Source organism: Desulfomicrobium salsuginis (assembly GCF_054657795.1).
On the sequence record NZ_BAAHYA010000002.1, the window covers coordinates 918,142 to 933,122 of the forward strand.

13 protein-coding genes and 1 tRNA gene are annotated in these 14,981 nt (G+C 64.5%); 3 read left to right on the forward strand and 11 right to left on the reverse strand.

What is annotated here, in order from left to right; translation table 11 throughout:
- Nucleotides 1–70: 70 nt before the first annotated feature.
- Complete coding sequence (locus ACYQ3G_RS11295) at nt 71–229, reverse strand: hypothetical protein (RefSeq protein ID WP_169725552.1); 159 nt, start codon at nt 227–229, stop codon at nt 71–73.
- Nucleotides 230–285: 56 nt separating this feature from the next.
- Nucleotides 286–915: a LexA family transcriptional regulator gene (locus ACYQ3G_RS11300; RefSeq protein WP_028577477.1), complete on the reverse strand. Its 630-nt coding sequence runs from the start codon at nt 913–915 to the stop codon at nt 286–288.
- A gap of 156 nt (nt 916–1,071) precedes the next feature.
- On the opposite strand from ACYQ3G_RS11300, the gene ACYQ3G_RS11305 reads away from it, so the two are divergent.
- The 3 genes from ACYQ3G_RS11305 (at nt 1,072) to ACYQ3G_RS11315 (ending at nt 3,736) form a co-directional block, all read left to right on the forward strand.
- A tRNA-Arg gene (locus ACYQ3G_RS11305) sits at nt 1,072–1,148 on the forward strand.
- 326 nt (nt 1,149–1,474) lie between these two features.
- Nucleotides 1,475–2,506, forward strand: a complete 1,032-nt coding sequence (locus ACYQ3G_RS11310; RefSeq protein ID WP_459825919.1) for a nucleoside phosphorylase — start codon at nt 1,475–1,477, stop codon at nt 2,504–2,506.
- 276 nt (nt 2,507–2,782) lie between these two features.
- A complete protein-coding gene (locus ACYQ3G_RS11315; RefSeq protein WP_459825921.1) occupies nt 2,783–3,736 on the forward strand; it encodes a hypothetical protein in 954 nt (317 codons plus the stop codon).
- Nucleotides 3,737–3,952: 216 nt separating this feature from the next.
- Here ACYQ3G_RS11315 and ACYQ3G_RS11320 read toward each other — a convergent pair whose 3' ends face one another.
- From ACYQ3G_RS11320 to ACYQ3G_RS11360, 9 genes are all read right to left on the reverse strand, one after another.
- Complete coding sequence (locus ACYQ3G_RS11320; RefSeq protein ID WP_459825923.1) at nt 3,953–5,308, reverse strand: sigma-54-dependent transcriptional regulator; 1,356 nt, start codon at nt 5,306–5,308, stop codon at nt 3,953–3,955.
- Nucleotides 5,292–7,070, reverse strand: coding sequence for a sensor histidine kinase (locus ACYQ3G_RS11325; RefSeq protein ID WP_459825925.1), 1,779 nt, complete (start codon nt 7,068–7,070; stop codon nt 5,292–5,294). The genes ACYQ3G_RS11320 and ACYQ3G_RS11325 overlap by 17 nt, the downstream gene beginning before the upstream one ends.
- Nucleotides 7,067–8,194 carry a universal stress protein gene (locus tag ACYQ3G_RS11330; protein ID WP_459825926.1) on the reverse strand — a complete coding sequence of 376 codons (1,128 nt, stop codon included), beginning with the start codon at nt 8,192–8,194 and terminating at the stop codon, nt 7,067–7,069. The genes ACYQ3G_RS11325 and ACYQ3G_RS11330 overlap by 4 nt, the downstream gene beginning before the upstream one ends.
- Before the next feature lie 17 nt (nt 8,195–8,211).
- Nucleotides 8,212–8,778, reverse strand: a complete 567-nt coding sequence (kdpC, locus tag ACYQ3G_RS11335) for a potassium-transporting ATPase subunit KdpC (protein WP_459825927.1) — start codon at nt 8,776–8,778, stop codon at nt 8,212–8,214.
- A 9-nt stretch (nt 8,779–8,787) separates the two neighbouring features.
- Nucleotides 8,788–10,833: a potassium-transporting ATPase subunit KdpB gene (kdpB, locus tag ACYQ3G_RS11340; RefSeq protein WP_459825928.1), complete on the reverse strand. Its 2,046-nt coding sequence runs from the start codon at nt 10,831–10,833 to the stop codon at nt 8,788–8,790.
- A 19-nt stretch (nt 10,834–10,852) separates the two neighbouring features.
- Nucleotides 10,853–12,556 (reverse strand): potassium-transporting ATPase subunit KdpA, encoded by a 1,704-nt coding sequence (gene kdpA, locus ACYQ3G_RS11345; protein ID WP_459825929.1) that lies wholly within the window; start codon nt 12,554–12,556, stop codon nt 10,853–10,855.
- Between the two features lie 19 nt (nt 12,557–12,575).
- A complete protein-coding gene (gene kdpF, locus ACYQ3G_RS11350) occupies nt 12,576–12,665 on the reverse strand; it encodes a K(+)-transporting ATPase subunit F (RefSeq protein WP_459825930.1) in 90 nt (29 codons plus the stop codon).
- Between the two features lie 369 nt (nt 12,666–13,034).
- Nucleotides 13,035–13,418: a DUF488 domain-containing protein gene (locus ACYQ3G_RS11355; protein WP_459825931.1), complete on the reverse strand. Its 384-nt coding sequence runs from the start codon at nt 13,416–13,418 to the stop codon at nt 13,035–13,037.
- A gap of 113 nt (nt 13,419–13,531) precedes the next feature.
- A complete protein-coding gene (locus tag ACYQ3G_RS11360; RefSeq protein ID WP_459825932.1) occupies nt 13,532–14,707 on the reverse strand; it encodes an FprA family A-type flavoprotein in 1,176 nt (391 codons plus the stop codon).
- Nucleotides 14,708–14,981 lie beyond the last annotated feature (274 nt).

Genomic DNA, 14,981 nt, shown 5'->3' on the forward strand with positions numbered 1-14,981 from the left:
GAAAGCCAATCAAGGGGTGCGCCGGACCGCAGCCGCCGACACGTGGGCTGCATGGCTGTGGCCTGCCGGTCTAACGCAGTTCGTTGATGTCCACATGCCGCCCGCAGCACGGACAGCGCATGGGTGAGCCGAACCGGGCGTTGACGCTGTAGACGTGCAGGATGCCCCGCTTCGTGATCACGTACGCCACCAGGATCGGATGCCCGCATTCACAATAACGCTGTTGCATGGGATACCTCCTTGAATTCGTGAATTAACTTTTGTTAATCGTGATGACAAAAAAAACTACGCGTAGTCCCGGCCGCACCACAGCACGCGCCCGATGACCCGCAAGGTGTCCATCTCGTCGCCCTGCAGGGTGACGGGGGAATAGCGCTGGTTGGTGCTGAAAAGGATGACGAGACCCGGCCGGACCTGGACCCGCTTGACCTGGATGGTTTCGCCCAGCCCGATGACGTAGAGGCGGTTGTCGGCAACGTGGGACTGGCTCTGGTCGATGAGGATGGTGTCGCCGGGTTCGATTTCCGGGGACATGCTGTCGCCGACGACGTCCATGGCCACCATCCGGGCCGGGTTGCCCTTGCGCGCCAGCCAGGAGCGTTCGAAGGGCAGTTCGTCCACCACGGCGTCGCCGAGCTCCAGGGATCCGCCGCCGGCGCAGGCCCTGGCTGCGACCTTGGGCACGAACACCGTCCGCCCCTGCTCGTGCTGGTGCACGGGCCCGGCGCCCGAACGGAGCCACTCGGGGTTGAGGCCGAACTTCGCGGCCAGGCTCAGGCCCCAGGACTTGGGCACTCCCCGCGACTTGGCCAGGGTGATGGCCGCAGGGTCGATACCCAACAGGGCCGCCAGTTCCTTCTGCGTCCCGATGCCGGTGGCCCTGACCACTCTCTGGAAGAATTCGTCGAATTTCATGCGTGCTCCGTGCCTGCATGATTAACATAAGTTAATTACACGTCAAGCAAAAAACTGCATACCTGTCGGTAACAGCTGTGATTCTCAATCCTTTCAGGATGTTCGAAAAAACACTTGACCTCGGACACGACCGCGCCTAGTAAGCGATCTCCCGATGCGCCCGTAGCTCAGTTGGATAGAGTGCCTGACTACGAATCAGTAGGTCGCATGTTCGAATCATGCCGGGCGCACCACGAATTCAAGGGAGCTGGCCGCTCCCACCCCCTGAAACCCCCTTCCCGCGAAAGCGGCTGGGGGGTTTTCGTTTTCCGGAACCTCACGAGCGCCTTGCCGACCTCGAGTCCGGCGAGAGCCAACGACGAAGGGGCCTGTCGCCCCCCGCTCGTTCCGGAGGGCGATGGACGAGCCTTGCAGAAGCGAGTCCGGAAAAGCTATGTGGGCACGCGACCGGTCAGGCAACGTACCGGCGTCGCGCACTGTGCATACGAACGCTTTGCCAGGAAGTTGCGCTCGGACGCGGCTCGTCCGCCCCTTTATCCCTTTGAAGGAACACTACGCGATGACGAATGAAACGCCTGAGCCCGGTCCGACCTCACTTCGCCCGACCGGCCCCTTTTCGGAAGCGGACCTGCCCATCGACGCCGACGGGTGCATCTACCATCTGCAGCTGAAGCCGGAGCAGCTCGCCCCGGACATCCTGCTGGTCGGGGATCCCGGCCGGGCGGAGTTCATCGGGTCGTACCTGCTGCGCGAGGTGGAGATCGCCCGGGAGCATCGCGGCCTGATCACGGTGACGGGAACGGCGGAGATCACGGGCGCCCGGACGACCGTCATCTCTCCCCTGCGGACCACGGTGGCCACGTCGGGCATGGGCACGCCGTCCCTGGAGATCGTGCTGAACGAACTGGTCGCACTGCACGAAATCGATTTCGCCACGCGCAGGCGCAAGGACAGCTTCCCGACCCTGAACGTCATCCGCGTGGGCACGTCCGGCGCATTGCAGGCCTCGACCAAACTCGGCACGCCCATCGTCACGTCATACGCCGTGGGCATGGACAACACCGGGCTGTTCTACGAGGCGCCCTGCCCCGACGATACATGCGCGCGGCTGGAGCGGGAGCTGACCGCGGCCGTACGGGAAGCCATGCCCGAAGGCTCGCGCTTCCGCGGCCACGTCCGGCCCTACGTCTCCCGCGCCGAACCGGCCGTATGCGAAGCCCTGGCGCAGGCCGCCACAAGCCTCGGACTGCCCGCCCGGCGAGGCCTGACAGTTTCCAACAGCGGCTTCTTCGCCCCGCAGGGACGCGACGTGTCCCGCCTGCGTCCCAGCGTGCCGGAACTGGACCGCCTCTTCTCGGACTTCGACCCGCGCCTCGGCGGCCAGCGCATGGAAAACATGGAAATGGAGACAAGTTTCCTGTGCCACTTCCTCGGCGCCCTCGGCCACCGTGCCGGGGCCATCTGCCCGGCTCTCGCCAACCGCCGGACGCAAACCTTCGACCATGACTATCTGGACGCCGTGGAAAACGCGACCCGGATCGCCCTGCTGGCCCTGGCGAACCTGCGGGCGTCGTGCCCCGGAGCGGGCTGAAAAATCTCTCCCCCTGCGCCATCATGCGCCGGAGCGTTCTTCTCCCGTGCGCCAAAACCGCCCCGGCCATCGCCGGTTCCGTCCACGGCGATCGGGCACCCCACGCCGCAGGAGTTGCCACCTCAAAAATCCCGCGCATGTTCCGCCTCCGATTCCCCTTCGGCCCCATACCTGCTATGCGGTAACCCTGCCGAACCGCGACCGGGCGGGGGCAAGGCTTTTGGTACACGTCGTCGGCGCATGGTGGCGGCAACAACTCACGGCAAGGAGGTCGCCATGAAATTTTTTTTCCGCAACAGCGCGCAGGACAAGGACCCCATCGTGACGCGCATCGCCAACCGTATCGCCGCCGACAACGCCCTCGACATGTCGGATGCGAAATGCGCCGACGCGCTCGCCGAGGCGGTGCAGGCGGCCTGCACCCACGTCCGCGCCATGATCGACGAACTGGGCGAGCCCTTTGCCCTGGACCGCGCCAAGGGAACCGGCAGCGCCCTTGGCCCCATTCTCTTCGACTCCCGCCAGGATGCCGTGGACGCCTTGCGCAGTGCGTCCAAAATAAGGCAGGTTTTTGCCGATCCCCATGTACGCCAATGCGTCTTTCTCCTGACCATGCACCGCAGGGAATACGTCATCTTCGGCACGGAAATCGAGGGGGAAATGGTCCGGCGGGATGTCATGCAGGACGCGGTGGAATTCAGGGACCACCATTTCTCCGCGGCCGCCCCGTCACTGGAGGAACTGCGGGATCTGCTGACGGAGAACATGGTCCTCTTCCTGGCCGACCTGGCGCCAGAACGCCTGCGGCGGGACGAGAGAGTGCGGACCGAAATCCACCACTCCGAAGAAATGCTCAAGGCGCAGATGAAAACGCTGGATTACGCGCTGCGGGAAAGCAGGCCCTTTGCCGCGCCCGCGCCCCTGCAAGCCAAGGTTTCACAGGGGACCAGGGAGATGGAGGGCCTGCTGAAAAAACTTTCGACACTTTCGGCCAAACCGGATCCGGGGAAATGCCTGCAGGAAATCCGCGATATCCTCCTCGCGCCGCAACGCCATGTGCGCCTGGAACAGGTGGAGATGCGGGTGGGTGATTTCGGGGTCAAGTCGAAGACTGGAAAATTCGTCCGCTTCCATGAATGCATCCTCGGCGACGAGGAGCGCCTGGCCGTCTTCCTGGCCTCCATGGACCGCGACAACGCCCTCTATCTCTGGCCGGAACTGGAAGGCTGACGGCTATGAACCTGCCTTGTGCCATGCATCAAAAGCAAGAACATTTCCTTTTCCAAGGGGAAGATGACTTTTTCAACGACTCTATAAATATTGTGCAAGGCAGTTTACTTCTCCACTTGAGATACAAAGGCATCCGCCACGTGTTCGACATGGAGTTCTGCCACGCCTGATATCAGACCGTTAAAATCCAGCGCAGCCCCATTATGACACCGGCTATCAACCAACTTTGTACTCCTTACGCTTCCTCCACAGCGTGACGGTCGTAATCCCCAGGATTTCCGCGGCACGCGCCTGGTTGGGTTCCACGGCGAGAACGCGGCGTATATGCTCTTCCTCCATTTCTCTGAGAGTCGGGATGCGCCCTTCATCCATCGAAGAATCCTTCGTGATGCCGGATGACTGCAGCGATGAAGGCAGGTCCGAAACCGTCGGCGCCCTGCCCAGCGCCAGCAAGGCCGCGCGTTCCATGACATTGCGCAGTTCCCGCACGTTCCCCGGCCAGGAATGGGTCTGCAGGGCGTGCAGAAAGGCCGCCGGCATCTCGACCACGGGACTGGCCTCGCCGAGCCGCAATGTCGCGGCGCGGAAGAACCTGACCGCAAGGCCCGGCACGTCCTCGGGCCGTTCCCGCAGAGGCGGGATTCTGCATTCGAAGACGTTCAGCCGGTAATACAGGTCCTCCCGGAAACTTCCGTCCCGGCACATCTGAATCAGATCCCGGTTGGTGGCGGCGATGATCCGGACGTCGAGCCGCAGGGGCGTGTTGTCGCCGACGCGTTCGATGACCCGGTCCTCCAGGAAGCGCAGGAGCTTGGATTGGGCCACGGCCGACAGCTCGCCAATCTCGTCCAAAAAGAGCGTGCCCCCGTGGGCGGCCTCGAATTTGCCGACATGGTCGCGCACGGCGCCGGTGAATGCCCCCCGAACATGGCCGAAGACCTCGGACTCGAAGAGCGACTCGGCCAGGGCGGTGCACACGACTTCGACGAACGGCCGGCCGGCCCGTGCGGACCGGCGATGGATGGACCGGGCCAGCGCGGTCTTGCCCGTGCCGGTCTCCCCGGTCAGCAGGACCGTGGCCTCCGTGGGGGCGATGCGCTCGATGAGGGGCTGCAACGCGAGCGCCGACGGGGCGCTCAGGCCTTCGAACCAGTCCCCTTCTACCAGCCCCGCGCGCAGCCTCTCGTTCTCCCTGCGCAGGTCGACGATGGTCGCGACCTTGGCCAGGAGATGTTCGAGCTGTTCCATGGAGAACGGTTTGGGGAGGTAGTCGAAGGCTCCGGCCTTGATGGAGCTGACGGCGTTGTCGAACGAGGCGAAGGCCGTCATGACCACGCACAGGGCGTGCGGATGCCTGGCGCGCACCTCCCGGATCAGGTCGATGCCCGACTCACCCTCCATGCGCATATCCGTCAGAACCAGATCAGCGGGATGTCCGTCCAGAGCAGCCAGCGCCTCCTTGACACCTGTGGCGGTCCGCACGTTGCAGCCCAGGGTTTTGAGGCCCACGGCCAGAGTGGCAACGATGGCCGGGTCGTCGTCGACGATGAGCACGTCAAGTCTGGTCCGCATCCTTCTCCTCCAGGTGTAGGGGAATGGAAACCGTGAAGCGGGAACCCCGCGGGCTCCGCGCCGCATAGCCTATGGCGCCGCCATGCGCCTCGACGATGGACCGGGAGATGGCCAGGCCCAACCCGACCAGCCCTTCCCTGGTCCCGGCCGCCCGGCCGTGGGAAAACGGTTCGAACAGCCGCGCCTGAACGGCTGGCGGAAGCCCGGCCCCCTGGTCCTCCACGTCCAGGCGCAGCGCCCCGCCGTGAAGTTCAAGCCGGACGGACACCTCGTCGCCGCTCGTCGAAGCCTGGACGGCATTGGAGACGAGGTTGGAAACCACCCAGGCGAAGCGATCGGCGTCCAGGGGCACGTCCGGAACGTCGCGGGTGGAATGCACCGTGAGGGCGATCCCCCGTTCCCGCGCGAGCAGTTCGAACGGTCGCAGCCAGCGTTCGAGCATGAGCCCCGGATTGACCGGCTGCAGGTTCAGACGCAGGGCCCCGGGGGCCATCCGCGCAATGTCGAGGAACTGGTGGGCCAGGATGCGCAGGCGGGCCGCATCCTCGTGCACTGTCTCAATCAGCAGGCACACCTCCTGATCGAACTCCCCCTTGCGCCGTTCGAGCAGGTCCGCCGCCAGGCACAGCGACTGCATGGGGGTCTTCAGTTCGTGAGAAATCCAATCCATCATCTCCGAGCGCAACCCTTCTCGCCGTCGCCCCTCGGTCACGTCGGACAGGAGAAATATCTGTCCGATGGGCTTCCCGGAAGGCATGACCAATTCTCTTCGCCGCGCGGAGAATGTCCGCTCCTCGCCGTCGATATGCAGCACGATATCCCGCTTGCCCTGCAGGTTCGCGTTCAGCAGCTCGCGCAGCGCCATGTAGTTGGGGCCGGCCGTGGGCAGATCGCGCCAGTTCAGGCTCCCGCCCTCGGCCCCGACATTGAGGATCGCGCTCATCCGCACACTGAGATGCGCGACACGCATGCTTTCGTCCAGCACCAGGATGGCGTCCTCGGCCGACTCCAGGATGGCTTCCAGCTTGCTCTTCTCGGCGGTGAGGCTGCCCAGGTTCAGTGCGTCCAGTTCGCTCAGGCGGTTCCAGAGCCGCCCCAGCTCGTCGAACAGGATTCTGACCTCAAGCGTCTGGGGGGCAGGCAGATGCAGGATGGTGCCGAGCTTCGGCCTGGCCTTCAAAACCTCGGCCGCGCGCCGCAGCGGGTGGGATACCTTGCCGGATATGCCGTCGGCCATGAATACCGCCAGGAGCGTGCCGAGAACGAACAGGCAGGCCGCGCTCAGAACGGTGGCGTCGCGGATGAGCGCCGAGCGGCGCAACCGATCGAGCATGCCCTGCTCGTTGACCTTGACCAGCTCCGCCACGGCCATGCGCAAGTCCTTGAAGGCGTCGTCCGCATCACGGCCCGAGTCGATATCGGCCTGAAAGCGCGTCCACGACGCCTGCAACGCGTCCAGCACCGTGGGTTCGCCCGACTCCGTGACATTGGCTCTCGCCTTGGCCAGCGCCGACTCGAACTGTCCGCGCCATTGCGCCGCCTCCTTTTCCGGGTACTGCTGCGGAAAGCGCAGCGCGTTCATGGCCGTCTCCATGTCCCTGCCCCAGGCTATGGAGTCGTAGTTCATGCTCACCAGGAGCGTCGGCACCCGGCCGGCGACGAAGATGGCCCCGACGAGCAGGAGCCCGAGAACGCCGAAGATCACCACGATCCTCAGGAACTCGCCGCGGATGCGGCGCTGCAGGGTTGGCAGAACGATCATGGCGCCTCCCTGGGCGTGGTGTTGACGATATGCACGTCCACGCCCACCGCATCGTGGAGAAAATCAAGCAGAAAGGAGCCGCGCAGGCGTTCGCGCAGGGGGGACAGGCGAGATTTCCCGAACACTGCGTGCCTGATGTTGCGCTCGCTGGCGAAGTTGACCAGGACCTCCGCGATGTCGCGCCCTTCGAGCTGGACCACTTCCGCCCCCAGCAGCACGGCCAGGCGGAGGTTGTTCTGCAGGACCCTCTGCAGGCCCGCGTCGATGCGCGTCGGGTTCTCGCTGGGCCTGCGCACGTAGACCACGAAACAGGGGGAGCCGAACTGCCCGGCGATGCGCATGCCCTTGCGAATGAGCATCTCCGCGTCCGTCGGATCGGAGCTGACCCCGACCATGACCGCCTCGACGACATCCCCGCTGTCCCGGCGGGAGAGAAGGTCCATCTCGGCGATCTTGCGGACCTGGTCCCCGGAAGCCTCGCGCAGGCACATCTCGCGCAGCAGCGAGAGGTTCTGGTAGGTGAAAAAGGCGGTCAGCGCCCGCTCGGCCTGCTCCGGGGGGTATATCTTGCCCTGCCGCAGGCGCTCCCGCAGCTCCTCCATGGTCACGTCGACGTTGACCACCTGGTCGGCGCGGTTCAGGACCGCGTTCGGCAGCCGCTCCCGGACCGGGACCCCGAGCATGGTCTCGATCCTCTCGGCGACGGACTCCACATGCTGCACGTTGAGAGTGGTCACGACATTGATCCCGGCCTCGAGAATCTCGAGCACGTCCTGATAGCGCTTTTCTCGCGCGGAGCCGCTCGCGTTGGTGTGCGCCAGTTCGTCCACGAGGACGATCTGCGGCCGCCGCGCCAGGACGGCCTGGACATCCAGTTCGGTCCAGACGGCCTCCCCCTCTTTGCACAGCCGGGGCGGGAGCAGTTCCAGGCTTTCAATCAGGGCGGTGGTTTCGGGGCGGCCGTGGGGCTCCACGTACCCGATGACCACATCGAAGCCGGCCTGGCGCAGCCGGTGCGCCTCCTGCAGCATGGCGAACGTCTTGCCCACGCCCGCGGCGTAGCCGAAGTATATCTTCAGGGATCCCTGGCGCTTGCGGGCCAGAAGTTCGGAAAAATCATCCATGTCCGCCTCCCGGGGCATCACGGGCGCATCCCGTCCAGGGCGAGGTTGAGTTCGAGCACATTGACCCTGTCCGAACCGAACAGGCCGAGTTCGGGTTTACGGACATGCCGTTCGACCAATTCTGACACCGATTGCGGCGAAAGGCCACGGGCAGCTGCCACGCGCCCGACCTGGAAGCGGGCCGCCTCCGGGCTGATGTGCGGGTCCAGCCCGCTGCCCGAGGCGGTCAGCAGATCCACCGGCAGGGGGGCGTCCGGGTTCTCCCTGCGCAGGAGGGCCGCCCTCTCCTGCATGCGTCCGGCCAGAGCCGCGCTGGTCGGGCCGAGGTTGGAGCCGCCCGAGGACATGGCGTCGTAGCCCTGCCCCGCCGCCGAAGGACGGCCGTGAAAGGAGCGCGGCCCGGAAAAAGGCTGCCCGATGAGCTTCGAGCCGATGATCGTGTCCCCACTGGTCAGCAGGGACCCCGTGGCCTGTTCTGGGAAGAGCGCACGGCCGAGGGCGGTGACGGCGACGGGATACGCCCCACACAGGACAAGGGCGAGCAATGCGGTGAGGACGATGGATTGGCGCATAATCGTGTACATAACTGCCTCCTAGGCCATGCCCAGCGCGCTGATGAGCATGTCGATGAGCTTGATGCCGACAAAGGGCGCGACGAGGCCGCCCAGGCCGTAGACCAGCAGGTTCGAGCGCAGCGCCGCCACCGTGGAGCGGGGCTTGTAGCGCACCCCGCGCAGGGCCAGCGGGATGAGGGCCACGATGATCAGGGCGTTGAAGATGACGGCCGAGAGGACGGCGCTCTGCGGGCTGGACAGACGCATGACGTCCAGGGCCCCGAGCTGGGGCAGCGAGGCCGCGAAGATGGCCGGGATGATGGCGAAATACTTGGCCACGTCGTTGGCGACGCTGAAGGTGGTCAGGGCCCCGCGGGTGATGAGGAGCTCTTTGCCGATCTCGACGATCTCGATCAGCTTGGTCGGGTCGGAGTCCAGGTCGATCATGTTGCCGGCCTCCCTGGCGGCCTGGGTGCCGGTGTTCATGACGAGCCCCACGTCCGATTGGGCCAGGGCCGGGGCGTCGTTGGTCCCGTCGCCCGACATGGCCACCAGGCGGCCGCCCTGCTGCATCTCCACGATCAGGCGGAGCTTGTCCTCCGGCCGGGCCTCGGCCAGGAAATCGTCGACCCCGGCTTCGGCTGCGATGGCCTTGGCCGTGAGACGGTTGTCGCCCGTGATCATGACCGTGCGGATGCCCATGGCCCGGATGCGCTCGAAGCGGTCGCGCATGCCCGGCTTGACGATGTCCTTCAGGTGGACCGCGCCGAGGATTCCCCTGGCCCGCGAAGCCACCACCAACGGCGTTCCTCCGGCGGCCGCGATCTCGTCGGCCAGCCGCCTGGCCTCTTCGGCGCGTTCGGAACCGCCCGGCAGAGCCATCTCCGCGGCCCAGGCCAGCACCGCGTCGGCGGCACCCTTGCGGACCTGTTCCGCGTCCCAGTCCAGCCCGCTCATGCGCGTCTCGGCCGTGAAGGCGACCGACTGCGCATGTTCCGGAGCTTCGGCCCTGATTCCCTGCCGTTTGACGAGTTCGACGATGGACCGCCCCTCGGGCGTCTCGTCGCCCGCGGAGGCCAGAAGCGCCATGCCGGCGAGTTCCTGCATGTCGACGCCCCCGACGGGCGCGAGCCGGGTCGCCATGCGGTTGCCCAGGGTGATGGTGCCGGTCTTGTCCAGCAGCAGGACGTCGACGTCCCCGGCCGCTTCGACGGCCCGGCCGGACATGGCCAGGACGTTGCGCCGGAGCAGCCGGTCCATGCCCGCGATGCCGATGGCCGCCAGCAGCCCCCCGATGGTCGTGGGGATGAGGCAGACCAGCAGGGCCACGAGAACCGGCATCTCCACGGACACCCCCTGGTACAGGGCGAACGGCTTGAGGGTCACGACGGCCAGAAGGAAGATGAGGGTCAGGCCGGCCAATAAGATGTTCAGGGCGATCTCGTTGGGCGTCTTCTGGCGCTCGGCTCCCTCGACGAGAGCGATCATGCGGTCCAGGAAGGACTTGCCGGGTTCCTGGGTCACGCGGATGACCAGGCGGTCGGACAGCACGGTCGTCCCGCCCGTGACCGCGCTCCGGTCGCCGCCCGACTCGCGCACGACGGGCGCCGACTCGCCGGTGACGGCGGACTCGTCCACGGCGGCCGCGCCCTCGGTGACCGTGCCGTCGGCCGGGATCATCTGGCCGGCTTCGACCACGACGCTGTCGCCGGGGCGCAGGGTCGACGCGGGTATCTGCTCGATGACGCCGTCGCTGCGCAGGCGCGCGGCCAGGGTGTCCCGACGGGCGCTGCGCAGGCTGTCCGCCTGGGCCTTTCCCCGCCCTTCGGCCAGGGCCTCGGCGAAGTTCGCGAAGAGGACCGTGGCCCACAGCCACAGGCTGATCTGCCCTTCGAAGGACGCCCGGGCCAGGCCGTGCAGGGACAGATCCGTCAGGAAGGAGGCAGTGGTCAGGAGGCTGCCGACGCCGACGACGAACATGACCGGGTTTTTCGCCAGGGTGCGGGGATCGAGCTTGGCCAAAGCCCCCAGCAGCGCCTTGCGTACAATGGACGAATCGTGAACGGCGATGCGTTTTCTTTTCATGTCATATCTCCGGGCCGGCTCAGAAGAGCCGGCCTTCCAGCATGTGCAGGTGTTCGACCACCGGTCCCAGGGACAGGGCCGGCAGATAGGTCAGGGCCCCGACGACGACGATGACGGCCATGAGCAGCACCGCGAACGTCGGACCCTCGACGGGGAACGAGGCGTCCGTGACCGGTCGGGTTCTCCGGGAGGCCAGGGAGCCGGCCACGATGAGCATGGGGATCATGACCCCGAAACGTCCGAGAATCATCGCCAGGGCCAGGGAGACGTTAAAGGTCGGGGTATTGGCCGCGAGCCCCGCGAAGGCGCTGCCGTTGTTCTGCGCCGCAGACGTATAGGCGTAGAGAAGTTCCGAGAACCCGTGAGCCCCCGCGTTCGAGAGGGATGCCGGCCCCCACTGCACGGCGGCCAGCGCCGCGAAGCCCAGCAGGGGCAAGGCCGACATGAGCAGCGCGGTCACGGCCCAGGTGATCTCCCGGCCCTCGACCCTCTTGCCTAGATAGTCGGGCGTCCGCCCGATCATGAGCCCGGCCAGGAAGACTGTGAGCAGAATGAAGAGGATCATGCCGTACAGACCCGAACCCACCCCTCCGAAGACGACCTCGCCCAGCAGCATGTTGACCATCGTCGCCAGCCCCCCGAGGGGGGTGAAGCTGTCGTGCATGGAGTTGACGGCCCCGCAGGACGCGTCCGTGGTCACGGCGGCGAACATGGCCGAGGTGAAGGCCCCGAACCGTACCTCTTTCCCTTCCATGTTGGGGACGTCCTGCCCGGCCAGGGAACGCAGCGTCGGGGTGCCCAGGCTCTCGAAATGCCCGGTCCAGACGACGGATGCGGCGAAGAGCGCGGCCATGACCAGCCAGATGGTCCAGGCGTGCCGCGGACGGCCCAAGGCCTTTCCGAGCGTGAAGACCAGGGCCCCCGGAATGAGGAAGACGCTCAGCATCTGCAGGAAATTCGATACCGCGGTGGGGTTTTCGAAAGGGTGCGCGGCGTTGGCGTTGAAGAACCCGCCCCCGTTGACCCCGAGCATCTTGATCGCGACCTGCGAGGCCACGGGCCCCAGCGGGAGGGACTGCACGCCGCCCTCGAGCGTCGAGACGTCGCGCACGGCCGAGAACGTCTGCACGACGCCCTGACCGATGAGCACGAGCGCGAACACGAAGCTCAGCGGCAGCAGCACGTACAGAAGCGAGCGGACCAGATCGGCCCAGAAGTTGCCGATCCCGGCCGCCTCCCGGCGGGCGACGCCCCGGATGACGGCCATGCAGGCGGCCATGCCAACGGCCGCCGAGACGAAGTTCTGGTAGGTCAGCCCGACCATCTGCGAAAAGACGCTCATGGTCGTCTCTCCGCCGTAGGCCTGCCAGTTGGTGTTGGTCACGAAGCTGACCGCCGTGTTGAAGGCCAGATCCCAGGACAGGGACGGCAACCCCCGCGGGTTGAGGGGCAGGACATCCTGAAACATGAGGACCCCGAACGTGAGCGCGAATCCGGCCGCGGTGAAGCCGGCCAGGCAGGCGGCATAGCGCTGCCACGTATGGTTCAGTTCCGGGTTGATCCCGGCCAATGAATACATCCCCTTTTCGAGACGTTCAAAAGCGGGATGCAGGATCGTCCTGCGCCCCTCCAGAACAGCGTAGATGAAATGCCCGAGGGGCGGGCAGCACAGAGCCAGGATGCCCAGGAAAAGCCCGAGTTGGATGAAATCTGTCGATGTCATAGTATGCGCCTCCCGAGCGCTAAAATTTCTCGGGTCGAAACAGGGCGATGAGCAGATACACGAAAATGCACGCCGCTACCCCCAAGCCGATGATATCGTATGCTTCCATAATGCCTCCAATCATGAAACTGAAAATGCCAATTTCACTATGGAAAAGCAGATGTCGTGCCAAAGCAAGACAATAAGAAAAAACACATTATTTCATCTTGTTGAGTTATCGAAAGCGCAGTGTGCGTAAAGAAATGCTTTCAAAATGAATGCTTCAATTACAAAATGTAATCAGCGTGAGGAAGGGAGAAAACTCAAATCAAAGATATGTACATATTTCCAAGATAAATGGGCCGCAACAACGCGCGTCATCTCTGGCCAGACCTTGATGGCTGATTCCACAATACCAAGATCTTCTGCATACCCTCGTGCTTGTTCACGATCTCCTCCGCTGAATTCATCTCAATTCTTTCCAAAGTTTGAACGAGCCTCACGTGCGAGCATCATTCTGTAAATACTCACGTAACGCTACGGCATGATTGAATTCTTCATTTTTGCTCGCATATAGAAGCGTCACCTTCCCACTCCGAACCAATCGGACAACCCTATCGACGGATTCAGGGCGGCCATCCAGCTCGGCGAAATATTTTCTTTTGAACTCCGGCCACTTCTGAGGCTGATGGTCGAACCACTTCCGCAACTCGGTGCTCGGGGCGATCTCCTTGACCCAAATCCCCTGCAGAGCCTCCTTGCTCACGCCTCGCGGCCAAAGGCGGTCCACCAGGATGCGTGTCCCGTCGTCACCAATGGGATCGTAAACCCTTTTGACGGCAATACCCATAGCGAGCACCAAGATCACATGGAGGGGCAACATGCTCGCCCCTCCATGCAGTTTTACGGTTGTATCAGGGAATTCGAACGGACACAGCAGAAACGGCAGCAACGAGAAGGCCTCACCGCAATAATCATATCCGTCAGCATGCCCTTTCAATCGCGGAAACCGCTTTCGCGGTGCTTCGCGGCGATGGCCTCCGCCATCCTGTCGAGGGCTTCAAGGGTGTCCGCTTTCGGCAGCCCCTTGCACAGCACCGGCTCCAGCACCTCGACCTTGAGGTTCGGGATCATGCCGGCCAATGTCTCGACGGTCTTGCCGCCCCATCCGTAGGAACCGATGATGGACAGGTACTGCGCCTTGGGCCGCAGGGCGTTGGCCAGGAAGGCCGCGTACGCGGCCAGGGGGTGTGGCCCGGCCAGCACCGTGGGCGCGCCGACGATGATGGTTCCGGCCTCGACCAGGGACATGGCCAGCTTGCCGATGTCCGTCACCGCCAGGTTGAAGAGTTCGACCTGCACGCCCCTTTCGGCCAAGGCCGCGGTCAGGTGGTCGACCATGCGCGCCGTGCTGCCGTGCATGGACACGTACGGCAGGGACACGAGATTGCGCGGAGGAGCCGAGACCCACTCGCGGTAGGCCTCGATGATCCAGCCCGGACTGTCGTAGATTTGCCCGTGGCTTGGCGCCACCATGGCGATGTCGTACTCCGCGAGCTTGTCCAGGTTCTTGGCGAGGATGTTGCGGAAAGGCATCATGATCTCGGCGAAATAGCGCTTGGCCGCCTCGTGCACCCGGCACTTGTCCGTGACGAAGAGGTCGCTGCTGGCGATATGCGACCCCAGAAAGTCGCAACTGAAGAGGATTTTGTCCTCGGCCAGATAGGTGGACATGGTCTCGGGCCAGTGCGCCCAGGGAGTGTGGATGAATTTGAGGGTCTTGTCGCCCAGGGACAAGGTTTCCCCGTCGGCCACGACCACGAACTTGTCTTCCGGGATGTTGAGCAGGTCCATGAGCATGGGCTTGGCCTTGGCGGTGGTCATGACCTTGGCCTCGGGAAAGCGCGCCAGCACCAGGGGGATGGAGCCCGAATGGTCCTGCTCGGCGTGCTGGGACACGACATAGTCGATGCGCTCGACGCCATCCAGGTACGTCATGAGCGTCTGCGAGAATTCCGGGTCCACCGCGTCGATGAGTACCGTCTTTTCAGACCCCTGGACCACATACGCGTTGTACGTTGTCCCGTCCGGCAACGGGACAAGCGAATCGAACAGCCTTCTATCCCAATGCACGACCCCAACCCAATACACCGACTCTACGATTTTTCTCATCATTCTCTCCTCTGACCAATCACATTTTCGGAAACCACGAACCTGTGTCTTCCGGACCATTTCGCTTCGCATAGCGCATTGTCGGCCTGATTGTAATGGCCTTGACGACGCCTTCGGCCATGAAACCAGGCGCCGGACTCGCAGCGCGCGGCCGGGGCGACCTGCCCGGAGCACCCCATCGCCACATCCGGTTCGCTGGCAAAGAAGACCGGCCTCACCCCGGCAACGGTCAGCAAGGCCCTGGCCGCCCGAAAGCGCAACCGGATGTTCAGCA